Source organism: Halovulum sp. GXIMD14794, assembly GCF_054457455.1.
The window spans coordinates 82,861-100,550 of sequence record NZ_JBTLNF010000012.1 but is presented as its reverse complement, the minus strand read 5'-3'; the positions used below and the strand labels follow the sequence as shown (position 1 = coordinate 100,550).

The following is a 17,690-nucleotide window of genomic DNA, read 5'->3' as shown; positions in this document are numbered from 1 at the left end:
CAAGGGGCGGCGGACGCAACCCCTTTGCCCGCAGGAGCGCACATGAGTTTCGACCGATCCCCCACCCAGACCCTCGGCGTCTGCTACTACCCCGAACACTGGCCTGAAGAGCGCTGGCCCACCGATGCCGCGATGATGGCCGAGGCCGGGATCACATTCGTCCGCATCGGCGAGTTCGCCTGGAGCCTGATGGAGCCCGAACCCGGGCGCTACGACTGGGACTGGCTGGACCGTGCTTTCGACGTGTTGCACCGGGCCGGGCTGAAGGTTGTTCTGGGCACGCCTACGGCGACGCCGCCGAAGTGGCTGGTGGACCGGATGCCGGACATGCTGGCAGTCGATGCGCAGGGCCATGTGCGGGGGTTCGGCTCGCGCCGTCATTATTGCTTCAGCCACGAAGGCTACCGTCGGGAAAGCGTGCGGATCACCGAGGCGCTCGCGCAGCGCTATGGCGAACACCCTGCACTGGCCGCCTGGCAGACCGACAATGAGTACGGCTGCCACAAGACAACGCTCAGCTACTCGCAGGCGGCCTTGAACGGGTTCCGGGACTGGCTGGCGCAGAAATACCAAAGCCCGGATGCACTGAACCGGGCCTGGGGCAACGTGTTCTGGTCGATGACCTATCGCAGCTTCGACGAGATCGAACTGCCGGTCGGTGCCGTGACCGAGACCAACCCATCGCACAAGCTCGACTTCCGGCGCTATGCCTCGGAACAGGTGGCAGCGTTCAACCGGCTTCAGACCGAGGTGATCCGGCGGCATTCTCCCGGCCGTCCGATCAGCCACAACTTCATGGGCAAGTTTTTCGAGTTCGATCACTACGAGGTCAGCGCCGACCTGGATATCGCGGCATGGGATGCATATCCCACGGGTTTCCTTGACCGCGAACTGGGCGACGAGACGCTGATCAAGCGCTACATGCAGGTCGGGCACCCGGATTTCGACGCCTTCCACCACGACCTCTACCGGACCTGTGGGCAGATCCGCAACGGCGACGATGCCGGGCGCTGGTGGGTGATGGAACAGCAGCCGCCGGGACCGCTGAACTGGGGCAGTTACAATCCCGCTCCCGCACCCGGCGCGGGTCGGCTATGGGTTTGGGAGGCCTTCGCCGCCGGGGCCGAGGTCGTCAGCTTCTTTCGCTGGCGGCAGCCTTCGTTCGCGCAGGAGCAGATGCACGAGGGTCTGCTGCTGCCCGATGGCCGTCCGAACTACGGCTATGACCTGTGCAAGCAGATCACCGGGGAACTGGCCGATCTGAACCCCGCGCCCGCGCCGGCCCGGGCCGAGGTCGCGCTGGTTTTCGACTACACCAGCCAGTGGGTGACCGAGATCCAGCCGCATGGCCGCGACGCCTCGCATTTCGACACGGCGCTGCGCACTTATGCTGCGCTTCGGCGCGCCGGGATCAGCGTGGACATCATACCGCCCAGTGCCTCGGCCATCGCCGGGCGCAAGCTGGTCGTCCTGCCGATGGTCGCCCTGATCGAAGAGGATTTCGCCCAGGCGCTTGCCGATTGCGGCGCCATGGTGCTGGCGGGCCCGTGGTCCGGGGCCAAGGGGCACAACCTGACGATCAGCGAGGGGCTGCCGCCGGGTCCGTTGCGCAAACTGATCGACATCACCGTACGCCGGGTCGAAACGCGCCGCCCCTTCGCGCCGATCCCGCTGGCGAAGGGGGGCAATTTCGCGGGCTGGCGCGAGTTCGTCGAGCCGGGCGAAAGCGTCGAGGTGATCGAGACGACCGAAGACGGCACCCCGGCGCTGTTGCGGCAGGGCAGGGCGCTTTATCTCGCCGGGCGCTGCGACGAGGCGGCTCTGGACCGTATCGCACGCGACGCGCTCGACGCGGCGCAGGTCGCGTGGTTCGACCTGCCCGAGGATGTGCGCGTCAGGGACAACGGGCGCTACAGGTTCGTGTTCAACTACGGTCCGGACGCCGCCGACCTGTCAGGCGTGTTCCCGGACGCGGATTATGCGATGGGTGGCCCGGACCTGCCATCCTGCGGCGTGTCCTGCATCCGCCTTTGAAGCACCAGGGCGCACCGCTTCGTCACGGTGCGCCCGGACCACTCATGCCGAGACCCGGTTCACCCAGGTTTCGCGGATCTCGCATCCGGCTTCGCGCAGGATCACTGAAACGGGGCATTTCTGCGCCACGGTCTCACGGAGACGGGCCAGCGTCGCCTCGTCCGCGTCGGTATCCAGTTCCACGCGCAGTTCGATCACCGGGAAGGGCACCCGCACTTCGGCTTTCGAGAACACGCCGCGTGTGTCGAAATGCCCGGTCAGCGACATCTCCAGCCCCTCGATCCGCACGCCCATCTTGCCGGCAACGAAATGGGTGATGACATTGGTGCAGCCCAGAAACGCCGACAGCATCGTCTCGAGCGGGCTGGCCGACAGGTCAGTGCCGCCGCGCTCGGGCGGCTCGTCGGTGGCGACCAGGTGGGTGCGGGCGCGCAGTTCGGTGCGTGCCGGAGAGATCGCGCCGCCTGCGACGTCGATCCGGAAAAGGTCGGGCATGGTATGGGTCATTCGGGGTCCTCAGACGGTCAGGTAGCGTTTCACGAGCGCGTCGTCGCCGCGCACTTCGTCGGGGGTGCCGTGGAACTTCACCTCGCCCTTCTCCAGGATGTAGACCCGGTCCGAGAGCGAGAGCACGAAGTCGAGGTTCTGCTCGGCCAGCACGATTGCCAGCCCCTGCGCCTTGAGCGCGGCGATTTGCGCGCGCAGCTTGTCCACGACCAGCGGTGCCAGCCCCTCGGACGGCTCGTCCAGCAGCAGGATGTCGGGATTGCCCATCAGGCTGCGGGCGATGGTCAGCATCTGCTGCTGGCCCCCCGACAGATGCCCGCCCCGGCGGTCCGCAAAGGTCTCGAGTTCAGGAAAAAGCGCATGAACCCGCGCCTCCGTCCAGGGATCCGGCGTGCCCCGGTCCCGGCGCGCGATGTCCAGGTTCTCCCATACGGTCAGATCGGGGAAGACACGGCGATCCTCCGGGACGAAACCGATGCCGCGCCGGGCGATCTCGTGGGTGGGCAGGCCGGTGATGTCTTCGCCCTTCCAGCGCACCGCGCCACCGCGCGGAGGCGTCAGCCCGTTTACAGAGCGCATGGTGGTGCTTTTGCCGACACCGTTGCGCCCCAGCAGGCCGACGCATTCGCCGTCACCGACGGTGATCGAGACGCCGAACAGCACCTCGGAAATGCCATAGGCCGTGTGGATGTCGGAAACCTCAAGCAGCGGCATCGGCGTGCCCTCCAAGATATATACGCCGGACCTCGGGATCGGCGCGGACCGCGTCGGGAGACCCGGTGGTGATCAGCTCTCCATGATGAAGGACCGACAGGCGGTCGGCGATCGAGAAGACAACCTCCATGTCGTGCTCGGTGAACAGCAGGGTCAGCTTGCGGCGCGCGGTAATTTCTCCGATCAGCGCGATCGAGGCACGGGTCTCCTGCGGGGACATGCCCGCCGTCGGCTCGTCCAGCAGCAGAAGGTCCGGGTCGGAACACAGCGCGATTGCCAGCTCCAGCTGCTTCTGCTTGCCATAGGACATCAGCCCGGCGGTCTGCTCGGCCTCGGTCCCGAGGTGCACCAGATCCAGCATGCGCGCCGTGTCCTCGCGAAACAGCGTATCACCCCGGCGCAGCAGGTTGAACGTCATCCCCCGGTCGGCTATCAGCGCCACCTGCACATTCTGGAACACCGTCAGTTTAGGATAGATGTTGATCCGCTGGAACGACCGGGCGATGCCGCGCTTGACGATCCGGCTGGGCGAAAGCCCGGTGATCTTACGGCCCTTGTAGGTTACGCTGCCGTCGGTCGGTGCAAGCTGACCGGTCAGGCAGTTGAAGAATGTCGTCTTGCCGGCCCCGTTCGGCCCCAGGATGGCATGGCACTCCCCCTCGGCCAGGTCGAGATCGATTGCGTTCAGGGCACGGAAGCCGGCGAAGCTCTTGCCGAGATTTCGGATAGACAGCATCACGGGCGCTCCTTTCGCGGACCGCGGCCAAGGCGCAGTCCGGTCAGCCCCTCGGGGCAGAAGAACAGGACAGCCAGCAGGATCACCGCCAGCACGGTCGGCCAGTACTGGGTGAACTCGGTGATCAGCCGGTCGAGCACGATCAGCACCCCCGCGCCGACCGCCGGGCCGATGAAACTTCCGATGCCGCCGAGGATCGCCATGATCATCACTTCGGCGGACGAGGTCCACCAGGCGGTCTCGACAAAGACCGAGTGGTTGAACAGCGTGAACAGCGCTCCCGCGACACCCGCGAACAGACCCGCGATGACAAAGGCGACCAGTTGCACGCGGCGCACGTTCATGCCGATGAACTCGGCCCGGTTACGGTTCTCGCGTGTGGCGGTCAGCGCAAGGCCGAAAGCCGAGCGGGTGATGACCCACAAGGCACCGGTGCAGGCGGCGACGGTGACAAGGGCGAAATAGAAGAAACGCTCGGGCGTGTTCAGCATCTCGGGCACCGCGACGCCGATGAAACCAGTGTCGCCCCCGGTCACGCCGACCCATTTGAAGGCAATGGCCCAGACCAGCTGCGCGAAGGCCAGCGTCAGCATCGAGAAATAGATCTCGGTCAGGCGAACGCAGAAGAAGCCGATTACCGCCGCGGCAATCGCAGCCGCCAGCACCGAGGCCGGAAAGGCCAGCGCAAAGGGCCAGTCCAGTGTCGTCAACAGAATTGCGCACGTATAGGCGCCGATTGCGAAATACGCCGCGTGCCCGAACGAGATCAGTCCCCCATAGCCCAGCAGCAGATTGAAGCTGAGCGCGAACAGCGCGAAGATCAGGATCTCGGTGAACAGGTAGATGAGGTAGCGGTCGCCGGTCAGTGGCACCAGCGCCAGAGCGGCCAGCAGCGCCGCCGTCGGGATCGTGTATCGGGTCATTTGTAGCCAGCCTCGGGTTTGCCCAGCAGGCCCCAGGGCCGGATGAGCAGGATCAGGACCATCACCAGGTAGATCAGCACGATCTCGAACTCGGGGATCAGCATGACCCCGAAGGCGTTCAGCAGGCCGAGGATGAGCGCACCCAGAAAGGCGCCTCCCAGGCTGCCGAGCCCGCCGATGATGACGATGATGAAGCACTCGACGATGATCTCGGCATCCATGCCGGGGGCGAGCGCGATCGCAGGGGCGGCCAGCGCGCCGCCGAGGCCCGCCAGCGCCGAGCCTGCGACGAAGACCAGCATGTAGATCCGCCCGACGTCGATCCCGAGCGCCTCGAGCATCTCGCGGTCCTGCCGCGCGGCGCGGACCAGCCGCCCGGCGCGGGTGCGGTTTACGAACAGCCAAAGGCCCACGCCGACGGCAATACCGATGCCGCACAGCAGCAGGCGGTAGGTGGGATAGTAGGCGATACCTAGGTTGGTCGCCCCCTTGAAGCCGTCGGGGAAAGACACGGACAGCACCGAAGTGCCCCAGCCGACCTTCACCAGATCGCCGATGATCAGCACCAGCGCGAAGGTGAACAGCAGCTGGTAGAGGTGGTCGCGGTCATAGAGATGGCGCAGCATCGTGCGCTCCACCCCCCAGGCGAGGACCGCCATTGCGAGCGCTGCGCCGGGAACCGCCAGCCAGAACGCGCCGGGCACCGGGGTCAGCAGCCCGACCAGGGTGAAGCAGGCATAGCCGCCCAGCATGAACATCGCGCCGTGGGCGAAGTTCAGCACGCGCAGCACGCCAAGGATCAGCGTCAGCCCGGCCGAGATGATGAACAGGTTCATGCCCAGCGAAAGGCCGTTCATCAGCTGGATGAACAGAAGCATCGGATTGTCGAACATGCGTATCTTTCGGGTATGCGGAAAGGCGCCCCCGGCCACCGCTGGCCGGAACAAGGGAGGGATCCTGTAACGGAGCCGGGGGCGACCGTTCTCAGTCCATCAAGCCGTCAGCCGGGACGTACTCGACCGGATCGAGAATCTTGTAGGGATAGGCGGGGTCCTTGGACTGGCTCATCTGTCCCCAGAACATGCCCCGGTTCGCCTGGTGATCGCTGGCCCGCATGGTCTGCTGCCCGATCGGTGTGTCGATCGTCATGCCCTCGAGCGCCGCGATCACCGCATCGCTGTCGGTCGAGCCCGCCGCCTTGACCGCTTCGGTCAGCCACTTGGTCGCGATATAGCCCGTGCTCGGCCACGAGGGCGGATGCTCGGTTCCCAGAAGCTCTTTCAACTCGCCGACATAGGCCATGTGTTCCGGCGTGTCGGGATAGTAGAAAAGCTCGTAGCTGTTGGTCCAGATCCCGGCCGGCATGTCGTCGCCCATCTGTTCGGACACGACCGGTGCGCCGACCTCACCCGCGCTGATGTACTGCACCTGATCGAAGAACCCGAAGGGCTGCGCCTGCTTGGCGAAGGCGGGAAAGATGCCGCCCCAGATGTTGCCGAACACGCCGTCGCAATCCGCGCCAAGCGTCTTGGTGATATAAGCGGTGTAGTCGGTGGTGCCGAACTTCGGCCATTCCTTGTTGACGATCTCGGCCTCTGGACGGATCTGCGCCAGGTGCGCCGAGAATGCCTCGTCCAGGCTGTAGCCGTAGGAATAGTCCAGCAGGATCGTGCAGACCCGGTTCCAGCCCAGCTTGTCGGCGATGACGGCGGCGGACTTGCCCTCGGTATTGGTGTTCGCGGCGGCCCGGAACACGTATTTGTGGAAGTTGGCCTCGTTGGTCATCTCGGTCGTCTTGGGAATGGCCGCCATGTAGATGACGCCTTCCTGCTTGGCGACTTCCGAAATGGCTTGTCCCTCGGACGAGCTGATGCCGCCGACCAGGAAGTCCACGTTGTCCTTGGCGATCATGTCGCGTGCCGCCGTGGTGGCCTCGGCCGGGTTGCACTGGGTGTCGCGGTGCACGGTGACGATCTTGCGGCCGTCGATCCCGCCTTCGGCGTTGATCCGGTCGACCAGCATCTGGTGCCCCTTGAGCGCCAGTTCTCCAAAGATCAGGCATGCGCCCGAGGTGGCGTAGAGCGCGCCGATGCGGATCTCGTCCTCGGCGGCCTGTGCCGGCGCAGGGCTGAGCACCGATGTTGCGGCAAGCGCGGCGGCTAGTCCGCAGGTGGTGGTACGTTTCATGGTTTTCCTCCCGATCTTTCGGTTTTTGTTTGTGAGGCCCCCGCCGGTCGTCCTGCCGGATGCGCCGCCGGGGGCAGGGTCAGAACAGCGGCAGGCCGGGCGTTATCACCCGCGCGCTGTAGAGCGAGGTGGACGAGGTGAAGAACATCGTCCGCAGATCGTCCCCGCCCCATGCGAAGTTGGCGGTCAACTCGCGCATCAGGATCACCCCGAGGCAGGTGCCGTCGGGCGCGAAGACCTGAACCCCGCCGGGGCCGGTGCAGTAGAGGTTTCCGGCACTGTCGATCTTCATCCCGTCCGGATGCCCCTCGGCCTCGCCCTGGGGCGTCGCCCAGACCGCGCCTCCCGACAGGCTTCCATCCGCGGCTACATCGAAGCGCCGGATGTGTCCCTTCTCGGTGTCGTTCACGAACAGCACATCGTGATCCGGCGAGAAACACAGCCCGTTGGGCTGACCGAAATCGTCCGCGACCCGCGCAAGCCCGCTGCCGTCGGGGTTGACCCGATAGACGCCCTGGCAATCGAGTTGCGGTGCGCGGGGCACGCCGAAGAACTCCATCCGCCCATAGGTCGGATCGGTGAACCAGATCGTGCCGTCGCGGCGCACCACGATGTCGTTGGGGCTGTTCAGCTCCTTGCCATCGTATTGGCTGGCCAGCACGGTGATCGATCCGTCCGCCTCGGTCCGGGAGAGGCGGCTGGTGGCGTGTTCGCAGGTCAGCAACCGACCCTCGGCGTCATAGGTGTTGCCGTTCGCCTTGTGGCTGGGCTTGCGGAAGGTCTCGATCCGCCCGTCCGGATACCACCGACGCATATGATCGCCAGGCATGTCCGAAAAGGTCAGATGCTTGTCCCGCGGATGCCAAATCGGCCCCTCGGTAAACAGGAAACCGGTGCCAAGCCGCGCAAGCGAGATCGTCTCGCCGATCACCTCGACAAAACGCGGATCGCGGATCTCGACGCTCATGTGTCGCCTCGAAGCGCGCGCACGCTCTTACCGCCCGCGAACCAGTCGTCCTGGGACACTTCGTCAAACACGACCCAGACGTTTTCGGCCGGGATCTGAGCGGCCGATGCGATGCTCGCGCTGACCTCGCGCCCGATGCGTTCCTTGATCCCGTCGGGGTCGGCGGCGATCACCTCGCGCACGATGCGGATGTTGACGAACGGCATGTGTTTCCTCCTAGAAGCGATCTTTTCCAGAGAGGCTAGCGCCGCCAGATGGGCCCGTATGCGTGGGCCCGCGCAGCAGTTTCGCGGAAATCCGCACTCCGTACTGCGGGTTCCCGCAGTGCCGTCAGTCGGGCAGCTCGATACCGGCGCGTCTCAGCCAGTCGGCCAGCGCCTCGTCCTCGCGTTTCAGCACATCCGCATTCAACAGGCCGCGTTGAAAAGCAAGACTGATCGTCCGGCTGCGCGAGTTGAAGCTCGGTCCCCAACTGCCTTCCGGGATCTCGGCCCGGTCGAGGCCCAGCTTGGCATAGACGTTCTGAAGCCGGACCTGCGCGGTCCGAAGCGACACCTTGCGCCGCGCCGCGATGGCACGGTCCGTCAGGCCGAGCGCCAGGTCGGTCAGGGCTTCGAACTCCTGCTCGGTCAATCCCTGCCAGCGGTCGCGGCTACGCCGCTGCACCCCGCGCACCTCGCGGTCGACGATGCACTGGTCCTGTTCGAACACGCCCCGGATGGCCGTTGCCAGCCGGTCCTCGGCGGCCGACTTCAGGACATAGCCATAGACGGCCTCTTCGGGGACAATCCGGGTGATGCCCCGCACATAGGCTTCCTCGGCATAGTTCGACCAGAACAGGATCCGGGTCCCGGGGCGCCGCCCCCAGATGTGCCGCGCCGCATCGACGCCGGTCGCGCCGGGCATCTGCAGGTCGAGGATCACCGCATCGAAGGGTGCGTCGTCGAATAGCGCCTTGGCGATGGCCCCGTCGCGGGCCTCGCAGATCTCTGTCTCAGGGCCGCCCAGGACCGCCTCGGCCGAGGTGCGCAGGAAGGCCCGGTGCAAGGGGTCGTCCTCGGCGATCAGAAGGCGCATTGCCGTGTCTCCTGCATGAGGTCCTGCACGGGCAGGGTGATGCGAACGCGGGTACCGCTCGGCAATCCTTCGATCACAACGCGTGCCGAGATCAGTGCGGCGCGGGTCCGGATGTTCGCGATGCCGTTCGCGGACTGCATGTGTTGCGCCCCGATCCCGCTACCATTGTCCCGTACTGTTATCACCAACGCGCCGGGCGCACATTCGGCGGTGACACCGACCTGAGAGGCCGCGCCGTGCCGGATCGCGTTGTTCCCTGCTTCCTGCACGATCCGATAGAGCGCGGTGCGGACGCTGTCGGGCAGCCTGTCGACCGCACCGCCGCTGACATCCTCTATCGCGATCGCCACCAGTCCCGGCGCAGTGGCCGCACAGCGCTCGAGATGCGCCTCGACCGCTTCGGAGAAGCCGAAGAGCTGCAGGATTGTCGGCTTCATGTCCTCGACCACACCCCGAAGATCGGCGAGACAACGATCCAGATCGTCGCGGATACCGTCAATCTCGGCGGCCTGGGTCCGGCTTGCCGGCGCCAGTTGCGAGACCCGGCGTGCCAGTCGCGCCATGTCCGCCAGCGTCTGGTCGTGAATGTCCATCGCCAGCCGCTGACGTTCGGTCTCGATGCCTTCCGTCAGCCGTTGCGCGCCGATGCGAAGGGCCTCCTCGCGGCCCCGCGCCTCGCTTTCGGCGACTGCGGATTCGCGGGCCTCGCGGCCGCGTTCCAGCGCGAACAGATAGGACGAGATCAGGTCGGCTGCGCCCTGAGCGGTCTCGACCATGCCGGTGTCATAGCGGTCGGCATGGTGGCTGGAGATCGCCAGCGATCCGATGATCTCGCCCTCGACGCGGAGAGGCACGACAATGCGGCTGTGCAGGTTCGCCCGGAATATCGGCGCGCTGTCGGCGCCATCGAAATGAAAACGGGCGTCGGTCCAGGCGTCGCCCGTCAGGAAGAATGGCGCATCCCCGCGCAGCACATCGCGGATCGGGCTGGTATCGGTCGGCTTCCTGTCATCGCGGCGGCTCCACGACGTATGCAGGCAGGCCTCATGGCAGATCTGCGTTCCGGAGGGATGCAGTAGCACGATATCTAGGTGATCATGCGGGATCAGGTCGCGCAATCCTGCTGCGAAAGCCTGGAGTATACGGTCGTAATCCATTGTTCCGGCAAGCGACCGGGCGATTGCGAGAAAGCAGCGTAGAGATGCGTCCGCGTCCGGCATCGGGGTCTCAGCGTTGTTGTAAATACTGGTAGTTTCCGGATTTGGGTTACGGTCGCAAGTCTGAACCGGGAGTTCTCCCGCGAGTAGCGCGGTTCCCGCAAGATCGTTGCGGGAACCCGCACCCTGTGGAGTGCCAAGTTACGAAAACTTCGAAGTTTGTTCGTGCGTTCTGGGGAGACGTTTGCCCGCCGACGCGCGCTGCGCTTATCGGGGGCAAGGTCTACGCTCCTTTTCTTATCTGCTTGTTAAAACGTCGATAGATAGACCGTACGTTTCTGCAGGTAACCTTCTATCCCGTAAATACCGTCCTCTCCGCCCAGACCGGACCGCTTATGACCGTTGTGATAGCCTTGGACGAGGCCCGAGATCCCCTTGTTCATGAAGATCGTTCCCGTCTCCATCCGCGCGATGGCGTCCGCCTGGATTGCCGGGTCACGCGTCCACAGATAGGCCGAGAGCCCGTCGTCGCGGGAATTGGCGATATCCAGCGCTTCTTCATAGTCGCCGACGCGGACGACCGGCAGGACCGGGCCGAAGATTTCTTCGCGGACGGCGGCTGTGTCGCGGGTGGCGTTCAGCAAAACTGTCGGATCGAGCCAGTTGCCCGTCTCGAAGCCCGCGCCCTGCGGGACGGCGCCGCCGAGGGCAACTTCAGCGCCTTGTTCGACGGAGGTTGAGACCAGCCCCTGCACGCGGCTCCGGGCGGCAGCGGTCGTCAGCGGGCCCATCCCGGCATTCTGCATCGGGTTGCCGGGGCGAATCTCGGCGGCACGGGCCAACAGGTGCTCGGTGAAGGCGTCGGCGACCTTCTCGTGCACCAGGACCGTTTCGGCGCAGATGCAGACTTGGCCGCAGTTGGCGTAACGGGCAATCACGGCGGCCTCGGCTGCGGCAGCGATGTCGGCATCCGACAGCACGATGAACGGTGCCTTGCCGCCCAGCTCCAGCGAAAGGGCGGTCAGGTTCGGGGCTGCCGCCGCTGCCACGCCCTGGCCCGCGCGGATCGAGCCGGTCAGCGAAATCAGCCGTGTCACAGGGCTTTCCACCAGCCGCGAGGCGGCGGCAATCCCGGCACCGGTGATCACGTTCACCACACCGCGCGGCACCCCGGCTTCGGCGACCACTCGGGCGAACTCACAGGCCGTCACCGGGGTCGCCTCGTGCGGTTTGACGATCACCGTGTTGCCGGTAACCAGCGCGGGGCCGACCTTGCGCCCGATCAGCGCCAGCGGGTAGTTGTAGGCGCAAAGCGCCAACGTCACGCCGTAGGGCACCTTGTGGATATCCAGCCGTTCGCCCGGCACGTCCGAGGACAGGATATCGCCGGAGATCCGCCGCGCGGCCTCGGCGGCGTAGGTCATGTAGCGGATCGTGTCGTCGACCTCGGCTTCGGCCTCGGCCAGGGTCTTGCCCTGTTCGCGTACCAGCAGGGTGGCGAAATGGGACTTCTCGGCGCGCAAGCCCTCGCAGATCCGGTAGATGTGGCCGGCCCGCTCGATGGGCGGCAGCAGGCCCCAACCTCGCTGCGCCCGGTGCGAGGTTTCAAGCGCGCGGTCCGCGTCGGAAGCGTCGCAGTCGGCGACCTCGGCCCAGGTCTCGCCGGTTGCAGGGTCCTCGACGGGCACCCGGTTGCCGGTGCTGCCATCGATCCATTCGCCGTCGATGAAGGCGCGGTAGAAGTGCATGGTTTCCTCCGAATGTCGTGTCGGGTTCAGGCGTGCGCCTCGCGCAGGCGGGCGGCCTTCTGGGCGCGAAGCTGCCGGTCGCGGCGCAGGGCCGAGACACGGTCCACGGCGACGGCGGCCAGCAACACCGCGCCGCGCACCACGTCGTAGACGAAGGGCGAGGCGTTCATCAGGTTCAGCCCGTTGTCGATCAGCACCAGGAACACCGCGCCGATGACGCTGCCGACGATGGTGCCAGACCCGCCGGTGAGCTTGGTGCCACCCAGGATCACGGCGGCGATCACGGTGAACTCGATGCCGATGCCGATCCCCGACTGCAGTCCGCCGACGCGAGCCAGCAGGATCAGCGCGGCGATGCCGGTGACGAAACCGCCGATGGCGTAGACCGTAACGGTCGTGCGCCCGATCGGCAGGTTCGTCTCGCGCGCCGAGCGCAGCGAATTGCCGATGGCGCGCACGTGCACGCCGAACCGGGTCCGCGTCAGCGCGTAGAGCCCGAGGGCGAAGACCACTGCCAGCAGCAGGATCGGCACTGGCAGCCCGAGCAGCTTGCCGTTGCCCAGAAAGCCCATCTCGCGCGGGACGGGGATGTTCTGTGCGCCGGTCAGGTGGATCGCCGCGCCACGATAGATCGAATAGGTGGCCAGCGTCGTGATCAGCGGAGAGATCCCGAACCGCACGACGAGCAGCCCGTTCAGCGCCCCCAGCGCCGTCGCTGCCGACATCGCGGCGGCAAAGGCCAGCGGGTAGGAGCCGGTCTCCATCATCAGCTGGGCGAACAGCGCCGAAGTGAAGAACAGGATCGCGCCGACAGAGATGTCGATGCCGCCCGACAGGATGATGAACGCCATGCCCACGGCCATGATCGCCGTCACGCTGGATTGCACGAGGATCGACTGGAAGTTCGACAGTGTCAGGAAGGCGGGCGAGGCCAGCGACAGCAGCGCGCCCAGCACCAGGGTCGCGATGGCGATCGGCAGCCATTTCTGGCGGCTCAGGGCGCGGGTGAACGTACTACCGGTCATGTCCTGCCTCCGGTCTCGGCACTGGCGGCCAATGAGATGATCCGCGCCGGGTCGAACTCGGCCCGGTCGAAGCCGCCGACGATGCGGCCCTTGCGCATGACCACGATGCGGTGCGCGGTGTTGAGCAGTTCCGGCAGGTCGGAGGAGATCAGCACCACGCCCGTGCCCGCTTCGGCCAGCGCCCCGATGCTGTTGTGAATGTCGAACTTCGCGCCGATGTCGACGCCCTTGGTAGGTTCGTCGAAGACAGCGACGCGCGGGGCCGTCGCAAGCCAGCGGCCCAGAAGTACCTTCTGCTGGTTGCCGCCCGACAGGTCGCCCACCGGGTTCTCGATGTGCGGGATGGCGATGTTCATGCGTTCGACCACCTCGCCCGCGGCCTGCCGTTCGCCCCGGAAACCGATGCCGCGCAACACGCGCCGCACGAACCGCGCCAGCGCGGCGGCCGAGAGGTTCTCGCGCACGGGGCGGTTCAGGAAAAGCCCGTTCAGCCGCCGGTCCTCGGGCACGTAACAAGCGCCGAGTAGTTTCATCGCCGCGACCGAGGGGCGTGGAACGACCTGGCCATGCACGCTGATCCGGCCCCGTGCCGGGCGCAGGCCGAATATCGCCTCGGCTAGTTCGGTGCGGCCCGCGCCCATTAGTCCTGCGATGCCAAGGATCTCGCCCTGACGGACAGTCAGAGAGACGTCGTGGAAATCCGCCGCTTCAAGCGCTTCGACGCGCAGGGCATCTTCGGTCCGGGGCGGGAGCAGTTCCAGCCGCGCAGCGCCCACGCTGCGGCCGACCATCAACTCCTCCAGCCGAGCCTGCGAGACGTCAGCCAACCGCCCGGCGCCGACCTGCGCGCCATCCCGCAGGACGACGTAGCTGTCGCAGACCCGGAAGATCTCTTCCATGAAGTGCGAGATGAAGACGATCGCCAGCCCGCGCGCCTTGAGCCGGTCGAGAATCTCGAACAGTTTCTCGCGTTCCACGGCGGTCAGCGATGTCGTCGGCTCGTCCAGGATCAGCACCCGGTCGGTGGTCAGCAGCGCCTTGCCGATTTCGACCAGTTGCTGCCGGCCTGCGCCCAGCGTCTCAACCGCCGCACGCGGGTCGATGTCCATCCCGAGGAAGGCCAGTTGCTCGCGCGCGATGCGGTCCGCCTCGGCCCAGTCGATGCGCGCAGGGTGGCCGGGCAGCCGGTTGATACAGATATTTTCGGCAACGCTGAGCGTCTGGAACAGGCTGAGTTCCTGGTGCACCGCCGAAACGCCATGCGCTTCGGCGTCAAGCCGCGCGACGGGCTGGCCGTCGATCCGGATCTCGCCGTCGCTGGGCGTGAGCAGGCCGCAGAGCATGTTCTTGGTGGTGGACTTGCCCGCACCGTTTTCGCCGACCAGGGCCAGCACCTCGCCGGGGCGCAGGTCGAAGGTGACGCCATCGACCACGGTGCGCCCGGCGAAGGCTTTCGACAGGCCGCGGACCGACAGGACGGGCGGGGCCTCGATGTCCGCGTGCTGCATCACGCCCTCCGCCGTGTCAGGGCCTGCGAGGCCCAGGTGCCGACGAAGATCAGCACGCCCTGGACGATCAGCTGGTCGTAGAACGGGATGCCCATCAGGTTCAGCCCGTTGATCAACACCGCCAGCAGGGCGACGCCCAGCAAGGTGCGCGGGATCGAGCCTTCGCCGCCGGTCATCGTTGTGCCGCCGAGGACTACCGCGCCGATGATCATCAGCAGAAGCGTGTCGCCAACGCCGGGGATGGCGTTGCCGAGGTTGGCGATCGAGATGAACCCGGCCAGCCCGCCCAACACGCCCGAGACGAAATAAACGCTGAAGGTGATGCGCCCGACCGGAATGCCGGTGAACCGCGCGGCGGCGGGGTTGGAGCCGACCAGCATCACCTCGCGCCCCCAGCCGGTAGCGGAGAGCGCCCACGCGGCGAGCGCCACGACGGCGAGCGCCACGAGGGTGACCGCGGGGACACCGCCCCACGCCATGAAACCGAAGTCGAGCAGCCAGAACGGCGTGCCCTTCACCGCCACCCCCTGCGAGAGGATGAAGGCAAGGCCGCGCGCGATCAGCTGCGTGCCCATTGTGGTGATGAAAGGCGATAGGCCGAACCCGCCGACCAGCAGGCCATTGAGCGCGCCGAAGCCCGCGCCGGTGCCGAGCGCTGCGGCCACGCCCAATGGCACGCTGTCGGTTGCCGCCATGACCACGCCCGAGACCACCGCGCTGGCCGATATCACCGTGGCGATCGACAGGTCGATGCCACCGGCAAGAAAGACGAAAGTCATGCCCACGGCGGCGATCAGCACCACGGCATTGGCGGCCAGCATCGCCTCGATGTTGCCGGCGGTCAGGAAGAAGGGCGAGGCCAGCGAGAACGCCGTCACCAGCGCGGCCACCAGCGGAACGGCGGGAAAGCGCCGCGCCGCGTCCAGGGTTCGGGTCAGCATCACGTCACCTGCGGTTGGCGCCGCGCCCCGAGGCTTGCCAGGGGGCGCGGCGTGGGATCACTTCGCGCCCCAGATGGCGTCCTTGTGGGCCTCGATATCCTCGTGGCTGTAGAACCGGCCCGGGATGACGTTGGTGCGTTCGACCTCGTTTCCGGCGATCAGCTCGGCGGCCAGCGCGACGGCGGTGCGCCCGGTGGTATCGAGATCCATCACCACGATGCCGTCGGCATTGCCTGCCGCGACGGCCTGGTAACCGTCGTTCGAGCCGTTGATCCCGGTCACCACGACATGCCCGGCCTGATCCACCGGCACCAGCTTGTCCATGTCCCGCAGCACGGTCTCGACCGCCGGAATATGGGTGTCGGTCGCCGCGAAGACCCCGTGGATGTCCGGGTTGGCCTGGAAGGCGTTCTGCGTGCCGGACAGTGCGCGGGCGCTGTCCCAGTCGGTCGGCACCTCGATGATCTTCAGGTTCGGCAGCTTGGCCATCGCCTCGCGCCAGCCCTTCTGCCGGTCGATACCGTTCTGATCGTTGAGCGCGCCGATCAGCTCGACCACGGTGACCTCGCCGTCGACTTCGGCCAAGGCCTCGGCCATGTACTCGCCCGCCGCGCGGCCATCGAAGATCGAATCCGGGCCGACGAAAGCGGCGACCACGCGGCTGTCCGGCAGATCGCGGTCATAGGCGATGACCGGGATGCCGGCCCGCTGGGCGGCGATCAGGGCGCGTTCGATGGTGTTCTGGTCCACGGCGCAAACAAGAATCGCGTCGACCTGCTGCGTGATCAGCGTCTGGATCTGTGCGTTCTGCTGCTGCGCGTCGCCGTCTGCGACGACCTCGATAAGCTCGTAGCCACGGTCTGCGGCCTCGGCCTTGATCGCGTCGTTCACGCCGACCCGGCTTTCGAACAGCTGGTCGACCGACAGGCCCAGTGTGATCTTGTCGTCCTGCGCGAAGGCGGCGCTGGCCAGCAGCATCGCACCTGCGGTGATAGTTCCAAAAATGGTCTTCATGTCTATCCTCCCTGGATTGCTATTTTTGCAGCGCGCGGCCCAGAACCGGGTCGCGCGGTTGCCTGGTTGGGGCAGGGCGAAGGAGTCTTTTCCTACGCGCTGCCATGCCGCCACCCGCCGCTAAGCGCCGCGCAGCAGGATCTTTCCGGGCCGCCCGCCCGCTTGCATGAGGCGCAGCGCGTCGCCAGCCTGCGCCAGCGGGAACTCGGCGGCGATCAGCGCGTCGAAATCGGTCGCGCCCGCCTCGATTACCCGGACGGCCTCCTCGAATTCTCGGTTGAACTGGAACGAGCCAGTCACGGCGATTTCCTTGAGCATCACCAGGTGCAACTCGACCACCGCCGCCTTCGGCTGGATGTTCGACAGGATCGAGAGCCGGCCCTTGCGCCGCAGCGCGCGCAGGCCGAGGTTCAGTGCCGGGTGTGCGCCGCTGGCTTCGATCACCGCGTCGAATTCGGGGGCGGGGGAGAGCGCCTCGAAGGCCTCGACGCTCAGGCCTTGTGTGGCGCCGACCTTCTCGCCCAGTTTCGCGGCCTCTTCGCGCAGGTCGATGCAGGTGACCTCGGCGCCCCTGGCCGCCGCGGCGACCACCGCGAGCAGGCCCATCGGGCCGCAGCCGGTGACGAGGACGCGCTCGCCCGCCTTAACGCCCGCCTTGGTGACCGAGTGCATCGCGCAGGCCAGCGGTTCGGCGAAGGTCAGGTGGCGCGGGTCGACCTCGGGGCCGACCGGGCGGCAGCAGCGGGCCGGGTGGTCGATGACCTGCTGGAAGAACCCGTCGATATGCGGGATTGTCGTTGCCGAGCCGGGAAAGCGTTTGGCGGTGCACAGGTTGACCTCGCCGCGCTGGCAGGCGGGGCAGGTGCCGCAGTTGATGATCGGGTTGAGGGCGACCAGCGTGCCCTCGGGGATGCCGCTGCCGTTCGCGTCGATCACCCGTCCGCAGCCCTCGTGGCCCAACGAGACCGGGCCCTGCAACTGGAACCCCGCGTTCGCGAAGTGCCGGAAATAGTGCAGGTCGGTGCCGCACAGGCTGGCGACGGAAAGGCTGACGCGCACGTGGCCCTCGGGGATTGCGGGCGCAGGATCTCGGTCCAGCGTCTCGACGGTTTCGGCGGCGGTCAGCCGGGTGGCAAGATAGCTCATCGTGAC

At 66.5% G+C, this 17,690-nt stretch carries 17 protein-coding genes; 1 reads left to right on the top strand and 16 read right to left on the bottom strand.

Annotated elements, in window-relative coordinates; translation table 11 throughout:
* The first annotated feature begins 42 nt into the window (after positions 1 to 42).
* Positions 43 to 2,034 (top strand): beta-galactosidase, encoded by a 1,992-nt coding sequence (locus ACW9UR_RS24265; RefSeq protein ID WP_458919661.1) that lies wholly within the window; start codon positions 43 to 45, stop codon positions 2,032 to 2,034.
* A 42-nt stretch (positions 2,035 to 2,076) separates the two neighbouring features.
* Here ACW9UR_RS24265 and ACW9UR_RS24260 read toward each other — a convergent pair whose 3' ends face one another.
* The 16 genes from ACW9UR_RS24260 to ACW9UR_RS24185 form a co-directional block, all read right to left on the bottom strand.
* A complete protein-coding gene (locus ACW9UR_RS24260; RefSeq protein ID WP_458919660.1) occupies positions 2,077 to 2,541 on the bottom strand; it encodes an OsmC family protein in 465 nt (154 codons plus the stop codon).
* 9 nt (positions 2,542 to 2,550) lie between these two features.
* Positions 2,551 to 3,255, bottom strand: coding sequence for an ABC transporter ATP-binding protein (locus tag ACW9UR_RS24255; RefSeq protein WP_458919659.1), 705 nt, complete (start codon positions 3,253 to 3,255; stop codon positions 2,551 to 2,553).
* Positions 3,242 to 3,991: an ABC transporter ATP-binding protein gene (locus ACW9UR_RS24250; protein WP_458919658.1), complete on the bottom strand. Its 750-nt coding sequence runs from the start codon at positions 3,989 to 3,991 to the stop codon at positions 3,242 to 3,244. The genes ACW9UR_RS24255 and ACW9UR_RS24250 overlap by 14 nt, the downstream gene beginning before the upstream one ends.
* Positions 3,991 to 4,914 (bottom strand): branched-chain amino acid ABC transporter permease, encoded by a 924-nt coding sequence (locus tag ACW9UR_RS24245; protein WP_458919657.1) that lies wholly within the window; start codon positions 4,912 to 4,914, stop codon positions 3,991 to 3,993. Before ACW9UR_RS24245 ends, ACW9UR_RS24250 begins: the two co-directional genes overlap by 1 nt.
* Entirely contained in the window at positions 4,911 to 5,807 is an 897-nt protein-coding gene (locus tag ACW9UR_RS24240) for a branched-chain amino acid ABC transporter permease (protein ID WP_458919656.1), read from the bottom strand. The genes ACW9UR_RS24245 and ACW9UR_RS24240 overlap by 4 nt, the downstream gene beginning before the upstream one ends.
* A gap of 91 nt (positions 5,808 to 5,898) precedes the next feature.
* Positions 5,899 to 7,101: an ABC transporter substrate-binding protein gene (locus tag ACW9UR_RS24235; RefSeq protein WP_458919655.1), complete on the bottom strand. Its 1,203-nt coding sequence runs from the start codon at positions 7,099 to 7,101 to the stop codon at positions 5,899 to 5,901.
* 79 nt (positions 7,102 to 7,180) lie between these two features.
* On the bottom strand, positions 7,181 to 8,068 hold the full coding sequence (locus ACW9UR_RS24230) for an SMP-30/gluconolactonase/LRE family protein (protein ID WP_458919654.1): 888 nt from the start codon (positions 8,066 to 8,068) through the stop codon (positions 7,181 to 7,183).
* On the bottom strand, positions 8,065 to 8,274 hold the full coding sequence (locus ACW9UR_RS24225; protein ID WP_458919653.1) for a tautomerase family protein: 210 nt from the start codon (positions 8,272 to 8,274) through the stop codon (positions 8,065 to 8,067). The genes ACW9UR_RS24230 and ACW9UR_RS24225 overlap by 4 nt, the downstream gene beginning before the upstream one ends.
* Positions 8,275 to 8,398: 124 nt before the next feature.
* Positions 8,399 to 9,145, bottom strand: a complete 747-nt coding sequence (locus tag ACW9UR_RS24220; protein ID WP_458919652.1) for a response regulator transcription factor — start codon at positions 9,143 to 9,145, stop codon at positions 8,399 to 8,401.
* Positions 9,133 to 10,302: a GAF domain-containing sensor histidine kinase gene (locus ACW9UR_RS24215; protein ID WP_458919651.1), complete on the bottom strand. Its 1,170-nt coding sequence runs from the start codon at positions 10,300 to 10,302 to the stop codon at positions 9,133 to 9,135. Before ACW9UR_RS24215 ends, ACW9UR_RS24220 begins: the two co-directional genes overlap by 13 nt.
* 308 nt (positions 10,303 to 10,610) lie before the next feature.
* Complete coding sequence (locus ACW9UR_RS24210; protein WP_458919650.1) at positions 10,611 to 12,050, bottom strand: aldehyde dehydrogenase family protein; 1,440 nt, start codon at positions 12,048 to 12,050, stop codon at positions 10,611 to 10,613.
* Between the two features lie 26 nt (positions 12,051 to 12,076).
* Entirely contained in the window at positions 12,077 to 13,075 is a 999-nt protein-coding gene (locus tag ACW9UR_RS24205) for an ABC transporter permease (protein ID WP_458919649.1), read from the bottom strand.
* Positions 13,072 to 14,583 carry a sugar ABC transporter ATP-binding protein gene (locus tag ACW9UR_RS24200; protein ID WP_458919648.1) on the bottom strand — a complete coding sequence of 504 codons (1,512 nt, stop codon included), beginning with the start codon at positions 14,581 to 14,583 and terminating at the stop codon, positions 13,072 to 13,074. Before ACW9UR_RS24200 ends, ACW9UR_RS24205 begins: the two co-directional genes overlap by 4 nt.
* Positions 14,583 to 15,524: an ABC transporter permease gene (locus ACW9UR_RS24195; RefSeq protein ID WP_458919647.1), complete on the bottom strand. Its 942-nt coding sequence runs from the start codon at positions 15,522 to 15,524 to the stop codon at positions 14,583 to 14,585. The genes ACW9UR_RS24200 and ACW9UR_RS24195 overlap by 1 nt, the downstream gene beginning before the upstream one ends.
* Before the next feature lie 57 nt (positions 15,525 to 15,581).
* The gene (locus tag ACW9UR_RS24190; protein WP_458919646.1) at positions 15,582 to 16,538 is read right to left on the bottom strand and encodes a sugar ABC transporter substrate-binding protein; all 957 of its coding nucleotides are present in this window, start codon (positions 16,536 to 16,538) and stop codon (positions 15,582 to 15,584) included.
* Positions 16,539 to 16,658: 120 nt separating this feature from the next.
* Positions 16,659 to 17,684 carry a zinc-binding dehydrogenase gene (locus ACW9UR_RS24185; protein ID WP_458919645.1) on the bottom strand — a complete coding sequence of 342 codons (1,026 nt, stop codon included), beginning with the start codon at positions 17,682 to 17,684 and terminating at the stop codon, positions 16,659 to 16,661.
* Positions 17,685 to 17,690: the final 6 nt, after the last annotated feature.

What these genes read in the sequence shown, in the direction of transcription:
- ACW9UR_RS24225 (WP_458919653.1), bottom strand. Translation starts at nt 8,274, where the DNA reads ATGCCGTTCGTCAACATCCGCATCGTGCGCGAGGTGATCGCCGCCGAC.
- ACW9UR_RS24215 (WP_458919651.1), bottom strand. Translation starts at nt 10,302, where the DNA reads ATGGATTACGACCGTATACTCCAGGCTTTCGCAGCAGGATTGCGCGAC.
- ACW9UR_RS24240 (WP_458919656.1), bottom strand. Translation starts at nt 5,807, where the DNA reads ATGTTCGACAATCCGATGCTTCTGTTCATCCAGCTGATGAACGGCCTT.
- ACW9UR_RS24265 (WP_458919661.1), top strand. Translation starts at nt 43, where the DNA reads ATGAGTTTCGACCGATCCCCCACCCAGACCCTCGGCGTCTGCTACTAC.
- ACW9UR_RS24235 (WP_458919655.1), bottom strand. Translation starts at nt 7,101, where the DNA reads ATGAAACGTACCACCACCTGCGGACTAGCCGCCGCGCTTGCCGCAACA.
- ACW9UR_RS24230 (WP_458919654.1), bottom strand. Translation starts at nt 8,068, where the DNA reads ATGAGCGTCGAGATCCGCGATCCGCGTTTTGTCGAGGTGATCGGCGAG.
- ACW9UR_RS24210 (WP_458919650.1), bottom strand. Translation starts at nt 12,050, where the DNA reads ATGCACTTCTACCGCGCCTTCATCGACGGCGAATGGATCGATGGCAGC.
- ACW9UR_RS24250 (WP_458919658.1), bottom strand. Translation starts at nt 3,991, where the DNA reads ATGCTGTCTATCCGAAATCTCGGCAAGAGCTTCGCCGGCTTCCGTGCC.
- ACW9UR_RS24220 (WP_458919652.1), bottom strand. Translation starts at nt 9,145, where the DNA reads ATGCGCCTTCTGATCGCCGAGGACGACCCCTTGCACCGGGCCTTCCTG.
- ACW9UR_RS24200 (WP_458919648.1), bottom strand. Translation starts at nt 14,583, where the DNA reads ATGCAGCACGCGGACATCGAGGCCCCGCCCGTCCTGTCGGTCCGCGGC.
- ACW9UR_RS24190 (WP_458919646.1), bottom strand. Translation starts at nt 16,538, where the DNA reads ATGAAGACCATTTTTGGAACTATCACCGCAGGTGCGATGCTGCTGGCC.
- ACW9UR_RS24260 (WP_458919660.1), bottom strand. Translation starts at nt 2,541, where the DNA reads ATGACCCATACCATGCCCGACCTTTTCCGGATCGACGTCGCAGGCGGC.
- ACW9UR_RS24205 (WP_458919649.1), bottom strand. Translation starts at nt 13,075, where the DNA reads ATGACCGGTAGTACGTTCACCCGCGCCCTGAGCCGCCAGAAATGGCTG.
- ACW9UR_RS24185 (WP_458919645.1), bottom strand. Translation starts at nt 17,684, where the DNA reads ATGAGCTATCTTGCCACCCGGCTGACCGCCGCCGAAACCGTCGAGACG.
- ACW9UR_RS24195 (WP_458919647.1), bottom strand. Translation starts at nt 15,524, where the DNA reads ATGCTGACCCGAACCCTGGACGCGGCGCGGCGCTTTCCCGCCGTTCCG.
- ACW9UR_RS24245 (WP_458919657.1), bottom strand. Translation starts at nt 4,914, where the DNA reads ATGACCCGATACACGATCCCGACGGCGGCGCTGCTGGCCGCTCTGGCG.
- ACW9UR_RS24255 (WP_458919659.1), bottom strand. Translation starts at nt 3,255, where the DNA reads ATGCCGCTGCTTGAGGTTTCCGACATCCACACGGCCTATGGCATTTCC.